Here is a 14336-nt window from a genome sequence, read left to right as displayed (position 1 = left end):
CTTTACAAATGTATGGTACAATATACGGGAAAAACTCTTTTTACCCTTTATCAACACATTTGAATAAAGGAGACTGAACTTATGGTTACTACATATCTTTTATTTATCGTTGCCTACTTACTTGGCTCGATTCCATTCGCACTAGTCGTTGGAAAAATCGGCTACGGAATCGATATTCGTGAGCACGGAAGCGGTAATCTAGGCGGAACAAATACATTCCGCACACTAGGGAAAAAAGCAGGTTTTATCGTTACAATTGCTGACATTTTAAAAGGTACATTAGCAACAAGTCTACCGATTATTTTCGGATTAGATGTTCACCCATTATGGTTCGGGTTAGCAGCTGTTCTTGGACATGTGTATCCGATTTTCGCGAAATTCCGTGGTGGTAAAGCTGTTGCAACTTCTGCTGGCGTGCTATTATGCTACTCTCCAGTTGTTTTTGCAATATTAGCTGTTGTCTTTTTTAGCCTTTTATTTACAACAAGATACGTATCACTTTCTTCTATGGTAACAGCCGTCGTTGCTGTTATTGCATCCATTGTTAGCGGGGATAAAATCTTCATTATTGCGATGTGTTTATTAGCAGGTATGGTTATTTATAAACACCGTGCAAATATCGGACGAATTATAAATAAAACTGAACCGAAAGCAAACTTTTCAAAAAAGCAAAAATAAGATCGTAACCCACATAACGCAAAAAGAAAACGTGAAGCATATTAATAGCGTCTTTTTGCGTTATTTTTTATACTAAAGAAAAAGCAACATAATTTGGAGGAACTATACATGAATCTTTCCGTAACAAAAGAAGCAGCACAATGGTATAAAAACGAATTAAACTTACAATCGGGTGAAACACTACGCCTTTTCGTACAATACGGCGGTTGCAGTACTGTGCAAAAAGGACTTTCTTTAGGTATTCGTAAAGATGATCCTGCACATCCTGCTGTTCAAACTCAAGAAGAAGGTATTAACTTCTTTATTGAAGGCGACGATGAGTGGTTCTTCGATGGACATAATTTAGCTGTTACATTTAACGACGGTGATGATTTCCCGCAATTTAATTATGAAAAATAAAAAAGCGTGGCTTCTGCCACGCTTTTTTATTTTTTCTTAATTTCCTCATATTTCGCATACCACTCTGGATATAACTTTTTAAATGATACGGGCCTAAATCCTTCTTTTTTCGCGCAAATATTCGTCGTACTTGCAGTAATACAAAGTTCACCTTCACCGTTATATATTTCATAACCATATACAACGCGAAGCGGACTAACAGTATCAATCCACGTTTTCACAATTGCTTTTTCTCCGTAACGCATCGCTTTACGATATGAAATTTGCAAGTCTAACACAGGAGAAATAATTCCCTCTTTCTCCATTTCAACATATGAAAATCCTAAATCTTGTATAAGTTTCGTGCGACCTAGTTCAAGCCACACCAAATAGTTTGAATGGTAAACAACACCCATTTGATCTGTTTCCGCATAACGGATTTCAACTTCATGTTCTGCTACAAACATATGTATTCGCCTTCTTTCACTTCTGCTGCCTTGCATACATTTAATCATAATACAGTGACATCAAAAATAAAATAAAAACAGTGAATCTTTTACTGAAAGGAGCAAGCATATGATTCAAATTGTAACTGTTCGTAGCGGTGATAGCGTATATAGCTTGGCATCAAAGTATGGATCAACACCTGACGAAATAGTAAAGGACAATGGACTAAATCCAGCTGAAACACTCGTTGTAGGTCAGGCACTGATCGTTAATACGAAAGGGAATAATTATTATGTACAGCCTGGCGATAGCCTATATCGAATCTCTCAAACATATAACGTACCTCTCGCTAGTTTAGCTAAGGTTAATAACTTATCTTTAAAATCCATTCTCCATGTTGGACAGCAATTATATATACCAAAAGGGACAAAACGCGCAGTAGAATCCATCGCTTATTTACAACCTTCAACAATACCAATAAAAGAAAGTTTGGTTAATGCTACGCGTGCCATTAATCCATTTTTAACATATTTGGCCTACTTCAGTTTCGAGGCAAAAAGAGATGGTACGTTAAAAGAACCAACTGAAACAGCTAAAATCGCTAATATTGCAACGCAAGGTAATACCATCCCTATGCTCGTTATTACAAATATTGAAAATGGAAATTTCAGTGCCGATCTGACATCGGTTATTTTACGCGATGCAACGATTCAAAACAAATTTATTACTAACATTTTGCAAACAGCTGAAAAATATGGCATGCGAGACATTCATTTTGATTTCGAGAGTGTGGCACCTGAAGATCGTGAAGCGTATAATCGTTTTTTACGAACTGTAAAAACACGCTTACCTAGCGGGTACACATTGAGTACAACGCTTGTACCGAAAACAAGTTCAAATCAAAAGGGCAAATTTTTCGAAGCTCACGATTATAAGGCACAAGGACAAATTGTTGATTTCGTCGTCATTATGACATACGACTGGGGTTGGCAAGGTGGTCCACCGATGGCTATTTCTCCTATCGGTCCTGTAAAAGAAGTACTTCAATACGCAAAATCTCAAATGCCTCCACAAAAAATTATGATGGGGCAAAACTTATACGGATTCGATTGGAAACTTCCGTTCAAACAAGGTAACCCGCCTGCAAAAGCAATTAGCTCTGTCGCAGCTGTTGCACTAGCTCGTAAATACAATGTTCCTATCCGCTATGATTTCACAGCTCAAGCTCCTCATTTTAATTACTTTGACGAAAACGGCGTACAACACGAAGTTTGGTTTGAAGATTCACGGTCTGTTCAAAGCAAATTCAATTTAATGAAAGAACAAGGTATAGGCGGTATTAGTTACTGGAAGATTGGCTTACCATTCCCGCAAAATTGGCGTTTACTCGTTGAAAATTTTACGATTACGAAAAAGGGCTGACATAAGTCAGCCCTTTTTGACTATTAAAAATCCGTCACAAAAAGAAGAATGACAACATTCTCCCTTTTTAACCGTTATCAACAATCGGTTGTTTGCCTGTTTGGTCTTGCATTTGCTTTCCTTTATTGCCACCAGCTTTTTTTGATTGTGTTCCAATATGATTCGGTGCAAAGTCTTTTGAATTCTTTTTCGGATTACCCATTACTATCGCCTCCTTAACACTAGTATCGTACTAGTGTTAAGAATTATTCAGCTTGCTTAAAAAGTTGCATTTCATAACGTTTTTCAATACGCTCTTCAATGCGATCGATTGCATCACGATCACTTAATAATTGTTGTTTATTTTCTTTCACAAGTTCGTCAAATGATTTACGGCGACTTCTTCTCATGCTGTTCACCCTCTCTCCTTCACATTCTTACTATACATAGTATGAGCAAATGAAAAACTCTTTAATCAGATTTGCAAGAAAATTTTATGTTTTAGTACTCCTAAAAAAACTCCGTGTACAACTTCTTGTACACGGAGTTTTTTATACCATTATATTTAAATATTCTTTTAACTTTTCATCTGCATTCATTTCACTTTGTTTATACTCACTTAGCGCTTGCAGTACGAAATCATACTGTCCTAAAATATAACTTTCTAATTTCAGGACATCCTCTAAGCTATTAAGCATAATTCTCGTATTACCAACTTCATTTTTTAACGCCGGTTCACAATTTAAACTCGTACATATTTCTTTCACATCATCTTCTAATATCTCTGTTAATACGTATTTCTTTCGCCCTTTTACTTTTACTCTCATAACTGGATAAAAAGCTTTTATATCTAAATAGCTTCCTACATTCATACAACGAATCCATTCGATATCACGTTTATTTCGTACAAGTATCTTTTTTACTGCTTCATATACTGCTGTTTCATCAAGTACTTCTGTATTCGATTTCCTGTTTGTTTCTTCTTCAATAGATGCACATTTTTGATAAACAGCTGCACAAGTAATACAATCATCAAATGCATTATGAGAACTTAAACGAATGCCAAGCATTCGCTTTAACGTTTCAAGTTTATGATTAGGTGCGTACTTCATATATTTCTTCGCTAAAAACACAGTATCAATCACTTTATTTTGAGGTTCAGGCAGCCCAAGCATATTTACATTACTTTTTAAAAAACGCATATCAAAAGATGCATTATGAGCGACAATAACATTTGTATGTAAAAATGCTAAAAATAAAGGTAATACTTCTTCAATCGTCGGTGCATCTGAAACACGATAATTTGTAATACCTGTTAAACTCGTTATTCGGTCCGGAATTGAACGCTCTGGATTCACATAGGAAACAAATTGATCTACTAGTTCATGATTACGATATTTCACTGCTGCTACTTGAATAATTTTATCATTATAAGGGTTAAATCCTGTTGTTTCAAAATCAATTACAACATAATCTAACGGTAAGGATATATTCCCCACTCCAAACACTCCTTTACCTCTAAACGTTTATATTTCTTTTATCATAACATGCTGCTATCACTACGTGAAAAAGAAAAGGCAGAAATGGTAACTTTCCACCTCTACCTTTTCACCGTTATTTTAATTTAGCAATCCGTTTCTCCATCTCTTTTTGCGTCATCGGTCCAATAAACTTATCTTGAATGACACCTTTCGTATCTATAAAATACGAAGTTGGAATCGTAATTACTTTATACGCTGTTGTCACATCAATGTTCTTGTCCAATAAAATAGGAAAAGTAATTCCTTTTTCTTTCGCAAAATTGCTTACCTTTTCTACTCCCCCACCCTTTTCTGAAGGCGTATAATTTATTGCTAAAATTTCTACATTTTCTTTATGTTCTTTATAGAAAGCCTCCATATCCGGCATTTCTTGCTGGCAAGGTCCACACCACGTTGCCCAAAAGTTTAAAATCACTTTCTTTCCTTTCAAATCTGATAACTTTACATTCGTTCCATCTAACTTCGTTAATTCAAAGTTTGGCGCACTCTTCCCTATTTCGATACCATTACTTGCAATCATCTCTTTCATAGCAGCTTCACTTTTTTCTTGCTCCCCTTGTACCGCCTGATCTTTTTTACCAAACTGTTCATAAGCTGCATATCCCGCTAAACAAAGTAACACTACAATAATCGTAAGCTTCCGCCACATTTTATATCACCCTAACGTATTTATCTTCTTATTAACCTAATTACCCAAATACTATATACCTTATTTTAGCTTATACGGACAAGCTTGGAAATATTCACAGTCAAAATAATTAGAATATTCTTATTTAAAGTGAAATTTTTTCCTTTTTATCATATAATTAGAAAAACAGATGACGTGTTTCTTATCTCCTTATGGACCCATTCACCTTTTTACTTTCTTATATAACCTTCAACAAAAGGGGGATTGTTTATGAATTCATTCGAAAAAATAACATTATATATTCTTAGTTTTCTTTTATACCCAATCGGCATTATTACATGGATCATTTCACTCTTTAGTAAAGACCTTGAAAAAAAGAAAGTAGGGCGTATTTGTCTCTACGTCTCTCTAGTCTCATTCGTCCTTTTCTTAATTCTCGGAATTGCAACTTTCCTTATGACTGCTACTTTTAACGTTGATCTGAATCACTCCGAATCGATCGAGTATCAAATAAATGACGCTGAATAAAGATAAGAACAGTGCTCTTATCTTTATTCATATCTCTGTAAAAACGAATGACTATTTATTAATTTTTCAGGACTTCCACATGCCACAATACTGCCTTCTCTCATTATAACAACAAGATCTGCTAGTATCGCTTTCTCTACATCATGTGTTGCCACAATTCGCGTTACATCTCTTCCTAATCCTTCTATCATATTCCAAACAGTTTCTTGATTGCTCGGATCTAATCCTGCAGTTGGTTCATCTAAAATAATAAGATTCGGATTTGAACCAATTGCTCGCAATAATGCAAAACGTTTTCTTTCTCCTCCCGAAAATTCTTCACCACTTTTATGTAGTACAGTTTGAATCCCTTCCGATAAATCTCTAATTATCGGCTTCACATTTACAAGTTCAATATTTTTTTCTAACTGGTGTTCTATATACTCTTCACCGAAATACATATTCTCTTTTACTGTCGTCCGAAAGAAACGAGGTTCTTGCCACACTGTAGTCATACGAGCCTCATCACCATAATAAACAATGTGACCATTAGATGGTTTATACAACCCTGTCATTAATTTTAAAAGCGTTGTTTTTCCTGCTCCACTTTCTCCTACAATAATAACGAGTTCACCTGGATTAATTTGCAAATCAATATTATGAATTCTGCATTTCTCTTCATCATTCTCCTGAAATGAAACATTTGTTACTGTCATCCCCATCGCTCTTTCTAGATTACTATTTGCCACTCGTTTATCTAAAAAGGAAAAAACTCTATTTGCCGAAGCAACTGCAACTTGTGTCATCATTAATAAATCGCCCACGTAGCGGACTGGAAAAAAGAGCATTTCAATTGTGGCTAATACTGCAACAATCGAGCCAACTTCCATTTCCCCTTTCATTATTTTCTGCGCGCCTATAATGAGAACAACGATATATGCTCCTGTTTCAATCACTGTTCCAACTACTCCAATGCAGTGTTGCATCATCGTCTTCTTTACTTCCGATTTATAAGACTGTGCCGTTACTCCCTTAAATAAGCGAATGGCCCATTTTTCTTTTTGCAAACTCCGTAAATCTTGTGCTCCTTTTACAAACTGTGACACCATCTCTACAACACTTGATTGATTGTTTTGAGCAATGCTTGCAATATTTCTTACCTTTTTCCCCATCACCATCGGAACCGTTGCACTAAAAAATAAAAACGGAGTTACCCACAATATGAACTGTATATCTATATGTTGTAGTGCTATGAACGCACCTATAAATTGTGCAATGGCGTGTATATATTCTATTAATATGGACCCATATAATCTGATCCAGTTTGGAATATCAGACACAACTAACGTCTCTAACTCTCCTTGTTTAATTTTCTCACTCTCTTCAAACGGTAATGAGAAGAAATGACGCAATACATCTATACGCTTCTCTCGTAATATTCGCTGACTCGCTTTTGAACTTACATAATCAAATGAAAGATTGTTCACCCACATCAACAAGCGGCTAGCTGCAAACAAAGTAATGTAAAGATACGCCTCCTTTAACTCTCGTTGAATAAGGTTATCTACAATTAATCCCATGAATAGTGGACGAGATAAATTTAAAATAGCAGCAAAGCATCCACTACATACAGCTGCTATTACTAATAATTTTTCTTTCTGTAACGGTAACAATATTCTTTCATGATGTTCCCTCCATTTTTATAGTAAAAAGAAAGGGATGAAACCAAATGGTTTCATCCCTTTCCATAAAATAAGGAAGCTAACAGTTGTTAGCTTCCTTATCGTTCATTTCAATTATTTAGTTCGAAACTTTTGACTCTTCAATTTTCTCACGAAGAACCATTTGTAAGATACCACCGTGACGGTAGTAGTCAATTTCTACTTCACTATCGAAACGAGCTACTACTTCAAATTGTTTTTCGTTGCCATCTGCATCAGTTGCAACTACTTTTACAAGATCGCGTGGTCTAACTGTTTTGTCAATTTGAATTTCAAATGACTCATTACCAACAAGGCCTAACGTTTCAGCGCTTTCGCCACCTTTAAATTGAAGTGGTAATACACCCATTAATACTAAGTTACTACGGTGAATACGCTCGAAGCTTTCTGCGATTACTGCTTTAATACCTAATAAGTTTGTACCTTTCGCAGCCCAGTCACGAGAACTTCCCATACCGTAATCTTTACCAGCAACAACTAGAAGACCTGTGCCATCTTCTTTATATTTCATAGCAGCATCATAGATTGATGTTACTTCACCAGTTGGCCAATATGTTGTGTATCCGCCTTCTGTTCCTGGTGCGATTTGGTTTTTAATACGGATGTTCGCGAATGTACCACGCATCATAACTTCGTGGTTACCACGACGAGAACCGTAAGAGTTAAAGTCAACAGGTTGTACGCCGTTTTCTAATAAGTAGCGTCCTGCTGGTGTATGCTTACCGATTGAACCTGCTGGTGAAATATGGTCTGTCGTTACAGAGTCTCCAAATTTACCAACTATGCGTAAATCTGATAACGTTTCAACTTCACCTGGCTCTTTAGATAATCCTTCAAAGAACGGTGGGTTTTGAATATATGTTGAATCATTATCCCAAGTATATAAAGCTTCATTTGAAGTTTGGATTTCATTCCAGCGCTCATTGCTGTTAAATACTTGTGCATATTCTTTCTTGAACAGTTCAGATGTAACAACGTTTTGAACTACATCTTCAATTTCTTTAGCTGATGGCCAAATGTCGTTGAAGTAAACAGCATTGCCATTTGCATCTTTACCGATTGCATCATTTTTCAAGTCAATATCAACAGTACCTGCAAGTGCATATGCCACAACAAGTGGTGGTGATGCTAAGTAGTTTGCTTTTACAAGTGGATGAATACGACCTTCGAAGTTACGGTTACCAGATAAAACAGATGTTACTAATAAATCGTTTGCTGCGATTGCTTCTTCTAATTCCTCTGCTAACGGACCAGAGTTACCGATACAAGTCGTACAGCCGTAACCAACTGTTTGGAAACCTAATTGATCTAAATATGTTGTTAAACCTGATTTATCTAAGTATTCAGTAACAACTTTAGATCCTGGTGCTAATGATGTTTTTACGTACTCAGGTACTACAAGCCCTTTTTCAATTGCTTTCTTCGCAACTAGACCTGCCCCAATTAATACGTATGGGTTTGATGTATTTGTACAGCTTGTAATTGCAGCGATTGCAATTGCACCTGTTTTCATCGTTACTTCTTTATCTTCTAATGTAACCTTCACTTCTTTATCGAACTCTTGCTCATTAAATCCAAGTCCTTGTGTTCCAACTGGTGCTACAACAGCTTTATGGAACGCATCTTTCATATCTGAAAGTGGAATTAAATCTTGTGGGCGTTTCGGTCCAGAAAGGTTAGATTCGATTGTATTTAAATCAATTTCAACAAGATCAGTGTAAATTGGATCTTTGCTGTCTGCTGTATAGAATAAACCATTTGCTTTACAGTATTCTTCAACAATGCGAATTTGCTCTTCATCTCTACCTGTTAAACGTAAGTATTCTAATGAAATATCGTCAATTGGGAAGAATCCACAAGTTGCACCGTATTCTGGTGCCATGTTTGAAATTGTTGCACGGTCAGCTAAAGGCATGCTTTTTAGTCCATTACCGAAGAACTCAACGAATTTACCAACTACACCTTTTTGACGTAATACTTGTGTTACTTTTAATGCAACGTCAGTTGCTGTAGTACCACTTGGAAGTGTACCAGTTAATTTCACACCGATTACTTCAGGTACTGGGAAGTATGAAGGCTGTCCAAGCATTCCCGCTTCTGCTTCAATACCACCAACGCCCCATCCAAGAACGCCGATACCGTTAATCATTGTTGTATGTGAGTCTGTTCCAACTAATGAATCTGGGTATGCAACTAAGTCACCTTCAGCATTTTTCACAGCATGAACAACTGGTGCTAAATATTCAAGGTTTACTTGGTGTACAATACCTGTAGCTGGTGGCACTGCGCGATAGTTATCAAATGATTTTTGTGCCCAGCTTAAAAATTTATAACGTTCTTCATTACGTTTAAACTCTAAGTCCATGTTGAATGCAAGCGCGTCTGCCGTACCCGCTCTATCAACCTGTACAGAGTGATCAATTACAAGGTCTACAGTAATTTCCGGATTAATTTTATCAGGATCCCCGCCCATATCTGCCATTGCTTTACGAAGCGAAGCCAAATCTACAACAGCTGGAACACCAGTGAAATCTTGTAAAATTACACGAGATGGTTTAAATGGAACATCGATATCTTGCACATCTTTCGTTCCCCATTTCGCTAAATTTGTAACATGTTCTTCTGTAATTACACGTCCGTCTACTTGACGAAGTACTGATTCAAGTAAAACTTTCACGGAATATGGTAATTGAGATACGTTGCCAACCCCTGTATTTTCAAGCGCTTTCAAATCATAATAATGATACGTTTTTCCATCTACTTCAAAAGTTGCACGTGATTGAAATGGATTATGTTTGACCATTATGTTTCCCCCCTGTTAAACGTGGCTAAGTTGTCTGAATATAAAATGTAGACAAACTTTTCAATACCTTACGATAATATCTTATTACAACTTTCTAAATAAGTAAATAATAAGAAACTTATAGATTATCATAAGTTTTCTTTATGTTTCTAAATTTGAATAGTGTTCACGCTCCTTATGAATACTATTACCATAAAGTAAAGTGCTCTATTAGTGCTTTACTTACAGTTCATACATACTATGAACTGCTCATCATTCAACATACAAAAAATATTATAGAGGTGAAATAAAATGGGTAAAAGAAAAGCAAATCATACTATTTCAGGAATGAATGCTGCATCTGCACAAGGACAAGGAACTGGTTACAATGAAGAATTTGCAAACGAACCTTTAACTCCAGCAGAGCGACAAAATAATAAAAAACGTAAAAAGAACCAGTAACGAAAAATCCCAAAAGGCATATTTTCCTTTTGGGATTTTTTCTAATGTTTATAACGTAGTAATTCCGAAACCGTTACAAATCGATATCCTTGTTTTTTCAGCTCAGGTAAAATTTTTGCTAGCGCTGCTACTGTTTGACTACGATCATTTCCTCCATCATGTAATAATACGATATCTCCACTTTTAGCATTTTTCACTACATGATTTACAATGGATTCAACCCCTGGATTCGCCCAATCACGTGGATCTTGATGCCACGACCATAGAACAGTTTGATAACCTGCTTCTTTCGCTGTTTTAAATACAGCATCGTTAATATATCCGCCAGGAGGACGGAATAGTAAAGGTTCTTTCACCCATTTTTTAAAAAATTTCTTTCCATCTAAAATATCATTTTCTAATTTTTCATCTGATGAATTACTCGCATACAAATGGTTCATCGTATGATTTCCAATTTCATGTCCCTCTTTTAACACTTGTTTCACTAAATATGGATTACGCTGAACTCGAAATCCAATCATAAAAAAAGTCGCTTCTGCTTTATATTGACGTAATAAATGTAAAATTTGTGTTGTATAAGTCGGATCTGGTCCATCATCAAATGTAATGGCAATAATCTTTTCATTATTAGGTACTTCCCATGTTACATAGCCAGTTGGTTCTAGCTCTTTTCTGAGCAACATTTTCGCTTCCACTTTTTCCACTTGAAATATATGTACTGCGCATAATAAAGAAAAAACCACTAAAAAAATTTTCTGTTTTAGCATAATGTTCATTAAAGTAGGAGGTTGTCGAATACACAACAACCTCATTTACTTTTCTAACTGATCTACATTTCGCATAATGTTTTGGAGATTATTTTCGTATTGCTCAAGTTGTGGACGTTGTGTTTCTGAAGCTACTTCTAACGCATTTTGAATCTGTTCATACGCTTCCTGAACCTCTTGGCGTAATTCTTTTAGATCATGACCGTAGTTTGGATCATTTTTTACAATGTTGTTAAATGCATGTTCTGCTTGTGTAACTCCTTGCTGCGCTGCTTGAAAAGCTTGTTGTTTATCTTTATGATATGGCATTATATAATCCCCTTTCCATAATAGTTAGTCCCATTTATCTTTACCTTTTTTTCTAAAAACATTCTCGTATAAATTTGCAAACTTCTCTCATTCTAAAGAGAAAGAGGAGGTGTCACATACAATGGGAAAAAACAATCGTGAAGCGAAAGAAAAAAAGGGACAACCTGAACCATTAAGCGGATCGCATAAAGTAAAAAACCGTAACCATTCACGCCAAAAAAATCATGCACATCATGATATGTAAAACAAAAGGTTCACACTAGCTACCTTTGTCACATACAATGTTTATATTTTTCCATTTATTCTTCACCCCCACTTCATTCATGCATAACATAGTATGAATTGAGATTTTACGGAGGGTGTCTTACATGGGCAAGAAAAAGAAGGATTGTCTTTTTCATGTTGATGGTTTCGAAGAATGGATGGATCAATTTTGTTCTGATTCTTGTAGTAACTTTAGTTTCCCAAATCAAATTCATATTGACCTTTGCGAAACTGAACAAGAGTACATTTTGGAAACAGATGTACCAAATGTATCCGAACAAAATGTAGTCATTAAAAAGATGGAGACAGGCCTAAACATTTGCATACTTCATGAAAACATTTCTTTGCAGCGGATCATTCCTTTACCCGCTACTATTATTTACAAGAAGATGCTAGCCTGCTTAGAGAATGGATATTTAGCCATTCATATTTCCAAAAATGAAGTTGCTAATAAACATGAAGAAAAAGTTCTTTTTCAAAGTGAGAAGTAAAATAAAGTAAAACTGTAATCAATAGGAGTTTTACTGTCCGCAAATAGCGGGATAAAGTGAAAATTTCATCAGTGGGGCTTCATCCCCCACTGATATTAGTTGAACCAATCGGGCTTTTACGGGCAGTTGATCCCCCACCTAACTTCTTTGCTTTCGCTGAATTTTTAGGTGGGGGTTCTTACTGCCCGTTAATGCGGGATAAATACAAAAATAAGCCCCAGTCATCTGCTGGGTCTTATTTTATTTCACATGTAATTCTAAATTACAATTTCTATCATGCCTTTTTTTCAATAAACCTTTTGTAACTAACAGTACAGGAAATGCTACAGTTGAAAATATAGCTAATACTGAAAATACTACAAACCCATTTTGATATCCGTAATAATCGAGAAGTACGCCCCCAAGCCATGGACCAATTACTGCTCCAATTCCTGAAAATCCCATCGCTCCAAAATATGTTCCTTTCAAATGTGAAACAGCTATATCATCTATAAACACATCCGTCATTGAAAACATGAGAACTTCTCCAATTGTAAAAATAATTGTGCAGACGGCAGCACTTAGCGTAGATTCTACTATTCCAAACCCAAACAATCCTCCGCTCACAAATAAGGTTCCCACCATAATAGATACTAACGGTGTATACTTTTTACATATTTGAATAACAGGGTATTGAATTACGACTACAACAATCGCATTTAAAGCTAACATATACGAAAACAATGTCACTCCATCCTGAAATATATGTGCATTTGCAAAATATTGAGATACTGTTGTCGTTAAGTGAGAAAAACCACAATTACTCAAAATAATACCGACTAATGCAACTAAAAATACGACATCCTTTCGCAATATACGAACTGCATTCAACATTGTGACAGGCTTTTCTGTATTTACTTTCTTTTTTTCAATTGGATACTTCTTAAATTGGAACGCTAATATAGCTGTATATAGAATATATACTCCAGCTGCTACTAAAAAAGGAATTGTTGATTTTGCGCTTCCAATCTGTAATCCGACAAGAGGGCCAATCGCCACTCCAACATTGATTGCACCGTAACGCAAATTATATACGAGTAAACGATACTCTGGTTTCGTTAAATCTGATAATAATGCTCTTGAAGTCGGTTCAAAAAAAGACCGACATAATCCATTTAAAGCATTTAATAAAAAGAAACTTAAAACATGATTTGCAAACGAAAAGCCTATAAATACAAACACCCAAACAATCATGGACCATATTATAATCATGTTTCGACCGAATCGATCCGATAAATTCCCTCCAATAAAACTAGCAAACACTCCAACAAGTGCACTCGTTCCGATAATAGCACCCGTCATTCCAGCTGATACACCTTTAACAGTCGTTAAATAAATTGCTAAAAAAGGAATACTCATTGACGTGGCAAACCTCGAAAATAAAGTCCCTATTATAATTGTCATTCCTAACGGATGAATATTTTGTAACTTCCCCTTCATCACTAAACCTACTCTCCCCGTTCTTACATAAAAAAAGAAAGCAAAGGATCTGCTTTCTTTTCCCTTTTTATACTTGAGCTGTTGATACTCGAGCTGTTCTCGTTATATCCATATCTATGCCATATGTAAACTGTAATTCTTTACAAACATCTTTAATTAAAATTGTGACATTATACTTCTCATTAAATTGTAAAACGATATTTTCTACTTCTTCATATGTATACTTATATTCCCCTGTAATGACACTTTTTAGATCAAAGCATTCATTTATACAAAGTTGCACAAGTAGCTGGTCATATTTCTCTATTACATCTTCTCTCTTCCACAGTACCTCTTTTACATATAACCGATCAAACTTCACACTTTCTCGATTACAGTCCGTTAAAATCCGGGTCATTTCATTTAATTCTCGATACAATTCAGAAATATTTTTACTTAAACTAAGCAGTTTATCTACGCCGTTTTCATATAACATATTCAT

18 protein-coding genes are annotated in these 14336 nt (G+C 35.6%); 7 read left to right on the top strand and 11 right to left on the bottom strand.

All coding sequences use genetic code 11. From position 1 onward, the window contains the following. The first annotated feature begins 81 nt into the window (after window positions 1–81). Both plsY and AC3WTA_RS17525 read left to right on the top strand, forming a co-directional pair. The gene (plsY, locus tag AC3WTA_RS17530; RefSeq protein ID WP_000258967.1) at window positions 82–678 is read left to right on the top strand and encodes a glycerol-3-phosphate 1-O-acyltransferase PlsY; all 597 of its coding nucleotides are present in this window, start codon (window positions 82–84) and stop codon (window positions 676–678) included. A gap of 108 nt (window positions 679–786) precedes the next feature. After that, complete coding sequence (locus AC3WTA_RS17525) at window positions 787–1077, top strand: HesB/YadR/YfhF family protein (RefSeq protein ID WP_001054448.1); 291 nt, start codon at window positions 787–789, stop codon at window positions 1075–1077. 26 nt (window positions 1078–1103) lie between these two features. Here AC3WTA_RS17525 and AC3WTA_RS17520 read toward each other — a convergent pair whose 3' ends face one another. After that, window positions 1104–1523 carry an acyl-CoA thioesterase gene (locus tag AC3WTA_RS17520; RefSeq protein ID WP_000495804.1) on the bottom strand — a complete coding sequence of 140 codons (420 nt, stop codon included), beginning with the start codon at window positions 1521–1523 and terminating at the stop codon, window positions 1104–1106. Window positions 1524–1632: 109 nt separating this feature from the next. On the opposite strand from AC3WTA_RS17520, the gene AC3WTA_RS17515 reads away from it, so the two are divergent. Continuing rightward, the gene (locus AC3WTA_RS17515; protein ID WP_000614842.1) at window positions 1633–2925 is read left to right on the top strand and encodes a glycoside hydrolase family 18 protein; all 1293 of its coding nucleotides are present in this window, start codon (window positions 1633–1635) and stop codon (window positions 2923–2925) included. A gap of 67 nt (window positions 2926–2992) precedes the next feature. Here the strand turns inward: AC3WTA_RS17515 and sspN are convergent, their stop codons facing one another. The 4 genes from sspN to AC3WTA_RS17495 all read right to left on the bottom strand — a co-directional run bounded on the left by sspN (window position 2993) and on the right by AC3WTA_RS17495 (window position 5094). Next, the gene (gene sspN / locus AC3WTA_RS17510; protein WP_000527987.1) at window positions 2993–3127 is read right to left on the bottom strand and encodes an acid-soluble spore protein SspN; all 135 of its coding nucleotides are present in this window, start codon (window positions 3125–3127) and stop codon (window positions 2993–2995) included. A 43-nt stretch (window positions 3128–3170) separates the two neighbouring features. Then, window positions 3171–3314, bottom strand: coding sequence for an FbpB family small basic protein (locus tag AC3WTA_RS17505; protein ID WP_001254698.1), 144 nt, complete (start codon window positions 3312–3314; stop codon window positions 3171–3173). A gap of 141 nt (window positions 3315–3455) precedes the next feature. Next, window positions 3456–4403 (bottom strand): 3'-5' exonuclease, encoded by a 948-nt coding sequence (locus AC3WTA_RS17500; RefSeq protein WP_000526921.1) that lies wholly within the window; start codon window positions 4401–4403, stop codon window positions 3456–3458. A gap of 115 nt (window positions 4404–4518) precedes the next feature. Next, complete coding sequence (locus AC3WTA_RS17495; RefSeq protein ID WP_000269060.1) at window positions 4519–5094, bottom strand: TlpA family protein disulfide reductase; 576 nt, start codon at window positions 5092–5094, stop codon at window positions 4519–4521. Window positions 5095–5343: 249 nt separating this feature from the next. On the opposite strand from AC3WTA_RS17495, the gene AC3WTA_RS17490 reads away from it, so the two are divergent. Continuing rightward, on the top strand, window positions 5344–5601 hold the full coding sequence (locus AC3WTA_RS17490) for a hypothetical protein (RefSeq protein WP_001083871.1): 258 nt from the start codon (window positions 5344–5346) through the stop codon (window positions 5599–5601). Window positions 5602–5624: 23 nt separating this feature from the next. On the opposite strand, the gene AC3WTA_RS17485 is transcribed toward AC3WTA_RS17490, so the two are convergent. Continuing rightward, entirely contained in the window at window positions 5625–7253 is a 1629-nt protein-coding gene (locus tag AC3WTA_RS17485; protein WP_000937168.1) for an ABC transporter ATP-binding protein, read from the bottom strand. 127 nt (window positions 7254–7380) lie between these two features. Beyond that, on the bottom strand, window positions 7381–10104 hold the full coding sequence (gene acnA / locus AC3WTA_RS17480) for an aconitate hydratase AcnA (RefSeq protein ID WP_000238585.1): 2724 nt from the start codon (window positions 10102–10104) through the stop codon (window positions 7381–7383). Between the two features lie 291 nt (window positions 10105–10395). On the opposite strand from acnA, the gene sspO reads away from it, so the two are divergent. Next, entirely contained in the window at window positions 10396–10545 is a 150-nt protein-coding gene (gene sspO, locus AC3WTA_RS17475; RefSeq protein WP_000518057.1) for a small acid-soluble spore protein SspO, read from the top strand. A 41-nt stretch (window positions 10546–10586) separates the two neighbouring features. Here the strand turns inward: sspO and pdaB are convergent, their stop codons facing one another. Continuing rightward, window positions 10587–11312: a polysaccharide deacetylase family sporulation protein PdaB gene (pdaB, locus tag AC3WTA_RS17470; protein WP_096001630.1), complete on the bottom strand. Its 726-nt coding sequence runs from the start codon at window positions 11310–11312 to the stop codon at window positions 10587–10589. Between the two features lie 45 nt (window positions 11313–11357). Then, window positions 11358–11621, bottom strand: coding sequence for a hypothetical protein (locus AC3WTA_RS17465; RefSeq protein ID WP_001146292.1), 264 nt, complete (start codon window positions 11619–11621; stop codon window positions 11358–11360). A 121-nt stretch (window positions 11622–11742) separates the two neighbouring features. Here AC3WTA_RS17465 and AC3WTA_RS17460 point away from each other — a divergent pair, with 121 nt between their 5' ends. Both AC3WTA_RS17460 and AC3WTA_RS17455 read left to right on the top strand, forming a co-directional pair. Next, window positions 11743–11865, top strand: coding sequence for a small acid-soluble spore protein P (locus AC3WTA_RS17460; RefSeq protein ID WP_000517650.1), 123 nt, complete (start codon window positions 11743–11745; stop codon window positions 11863–11865). A 124-nt stretch (window positions 11866–11989) separates the two neighbouring features. Beyond that, window positions 11990–12376, top strand: coding sequence for an Hsp20/alpha crystallin family protein (locus tag AC3WTA_RS17455; protein ID WP_000516734.1), 387 nt, complete (start codon window positions 11990–11992; stop codon window positions 12374–12376). A gap of 240 nt (window positions 12377–12616) precedes the next feature. On the opposite strand, the gene AC3WTA_RS17450 is transcribed toward AC3WTA_RS17455, so the two are convergent. Both AC3WTA_RS17450 and AC3WTA_RS17445 read right to left on the bottom strand, forming a co-directional pair. After that, window positions 12617–13855 (bottom strand): MDR family MFS transporter, encoded by a 1239-nt coding sequence (locus AC3WTA_RS17450; RefSeq protein WP_002203589.1) that lies wholly within the window; start codon window positions 13853–13855, stop codon window positions 12617–12619. Between the two features lie 67 nt (window positions 13856–13922). Beyond that, window positions 13923–14330 carry a hypothetical protein gene (locus AC3WTA_RS17445; RefSeq protein WP_000965144.1) on the bottom strand — a complete coding sequence of 136 codons (408 nt, stop codon included), beginning with the start codon at window positions 14328–14330 and terminating at the stop codon, window positions 13923–13925. Window positions 14331–14336 lie beyond the last annotated feature (6 nt).

Source organism: Bacillus sp. EB106-07-01-XG149, assembly GCF_058791555.1.
The sequence above is the reverse complement of the archived record's forward strand: the minus strand, read 5'-3'. Positions and strand labels throughout refer to the sequence as shown.